This window comes from Morganella sp. BCCO 40_0007, assembly GCF_032989665.1.
Lineage (GTDB): Bacteria > Pseudomonadota > Gammaproteobacteria > Enterobacterales > Enterobacteriaceae > Morganella > Morganella sibonii.
Genome location: NZ_JAVBIN010000026.1, coordinates 1 through 1,936, shown reverse-complemented (window position 1 = coordinate 1,936; position 1,936 = coordinate 1). Strand labels below are relative to the sequence as shown.

The window sequence follows — 1,936 nt, the reverse complement described above, 5'->3', positions numbered from 1 at the left end:
CCGGGATTCCGGGGTCAGCAGAATTTACGTTTTCAGGGTCAATATTTCGACAGAGAAACCGGACTGCACTATAATACCTTCCGGTACTACGCCCCGGACATGGGACGATTTACCCAGCAGGACCCGATAGGACTGTTGGGCGGGCTGAATCTGTATCAGTATGCACCGAATCCGGTGGGTTGGGTTGATCCGTGGGGTTGGGCTTGTGGTAACAGTGCATATAAAGGAAAACTTACAATGAAGTCTTCAGAGATGAAGCCATTAGTAAGAGATTCTAGACAATGGAAACAAGCAATTAAGGATCTTCAACAGGCGGTAGCTAACGGTGAGAAATTTCAAGTTAAAGTAAAATCTAGTACAGACGCAAAAGCTTTTTTGAAAGAGTCTCTTGGTAATATGAATAGGCGAAAAGCTCATACTCAAAGTGCTCGAGCAGATGGCGTTGCTAAATACCCTAAAGGATATGAACAACATATGGGGCCAGAAGGTGGATTTGGTGACACACAACACATTAAATGGTATGACAAAGGGGTTGATGGTCATATTTTTTATGATGTACCAAACTAATTATGAAAAATGAATTTAATTTCAATTTATTAGAAAATAAGAAACTCTTGTCAAAGGAAGTCTATGAGGGTATTTTTTTTAAAATGCTTGAGGTATCTAAAAATGGAGGACTGTGTCAAATTCCATCTATTTCTGGTATGATAAATATCTTGAATGAAGATATGTATTATGTTGCTCATAATTTGGTGTCTTATAAAGGAAAGAAAGCGATTTTAAAAGGAAAAGTCATACTCACATCAAAAGATGATTTAATTGTTTTTTTATATAAATCCACTGAAGTTGGTGATATGAGAGAATTATTAATATCACCACTATTTGACGATAAACCAAATTATGTAATTAGTATCTCGGAAGATAATATTTTTCTTTATACTGAATAAGTGAGATTATTTAAGAGTACTTCCCTTTATAGAAACTAAACCACCCGATAGGACTGTTGGGCGGGCTGAATCTGTATCAGTATGCGCTGAATCCGGTGGTGTGGGTGGATCCTTGGGGGTTGATGGTTTTGTATCGAGGCATGAGCCTTGATGAATTTGCAAGTTTAGAAAAGGAAGGATGGAAAGCTGGGAAAGGTACTATGGAAGGTAAATGGTTTGCTGAATCTTATAAAGACGCTGTGACTTGGGGTAATAAAATGGGACATGGTGGCGATACATTTAAAATAGTACAGATAAATATACCAGATAACATAGCGAATAAAATGCATATGGATTCTCATTTGGATGGAATAGGCCCAGCTAGATACGCTGATGTTGTAGATTTGAACAACCATTCCAAAGTGACGTGGAGCCAGGAAATTACAACTAAACCAAGATGTTAAACTAGCATTGGAGTATCCTATGTTTCCTGTGAAAATTAAATGGATTCCTTTTGATGAAGGAGGACGTAAAACAATCCCTCCGGAAGGTAAGTATTACTCTGTGGCTCGCTTTTCTGAAGATATTAAATGGCAAAATAATGCTTGGAGTGTAGTTTTCGATCTTGAAAAGCAGAAAAAAGAAGGTGACAGGATAGTATCTTTTGGTACTGTTAATTTTCTTATGGAAACAGCACCAAAAGATCGAATGGAAAAAAATGATCAGTTTGAAATATATGAAGGTCCCAAAAAAGTAGCTAATGTATTTTTGTGTCGCGATTAATGTGATCTAATTTATATAGTTGACTGCTTTGGCCATAACCTCACACCAAAGCAGGTAAATCACACCACATCACTCCCCGATCAGCGCCTTAACCTTAAGTCTAAACGCAGCGATCTGGGCTTGCTGCTGCTGATTTTGCTGCTTAATTGTCCGGATATCTTCGCTGTCCGGGATTAATACCAAACAGCCGTTTAAAATCTTGACGGTAAATGTGAAACCGGTCTCAA

At 38.1% G+C, this 1,936-nt stretch carries 4 protein-coding genes; all 4 read left to right on the top strand.

Going from position 1 to position 1,936, the window contains the following annotated elements; all coding sequences use genetic code 11:
• Positions 1–567 (top strand): RHS repeat-associated core domain-containing protein (locus tag R5268_RS19320; RefSeq protein WP_317423125.1); only part of this gene is annotated, 567 nt, incomplete at its 5' end.
• Positions 568–569: 2 nt separating this feature from the next.
• Entirely contained in the window at positions 570–947 is a 378-nt protein-coding gene (locus tag R5268_RS19315) for a hypothetical protein (RefSeq protein WP_317420507.1), read from the top strand.
• Positions 948–1,051: 104 nt separating this feature from the next.
• The gene (locus R5268_RS19310; protein ID WP_317420506.1) at positions 1,052–1,390 is read left to right on the top strand and encodes a hypothetical protein; all 339 of its coding nucleotides are present in this window, start codon (positions 1,052–1,054) and stop codon (positions 1,388–1,390) included.
• Between the two features lie 19 nt (positions 1,391–1,409).
• Positions 1,410–1,709 carry a hypothetical protein gene (locus tag R5268_RS19305; RefSeq protein WP_218427909.1) on the top strand — a complete coding sequence of 100 codons (300 nt, stop codon included), beginning with the start codon at positions 1,410–1,412 and terminating at the stop codon, positions 1,707–1,709.
• Positions 1,710–1,936: the final 227 nt, after the last annotated feature.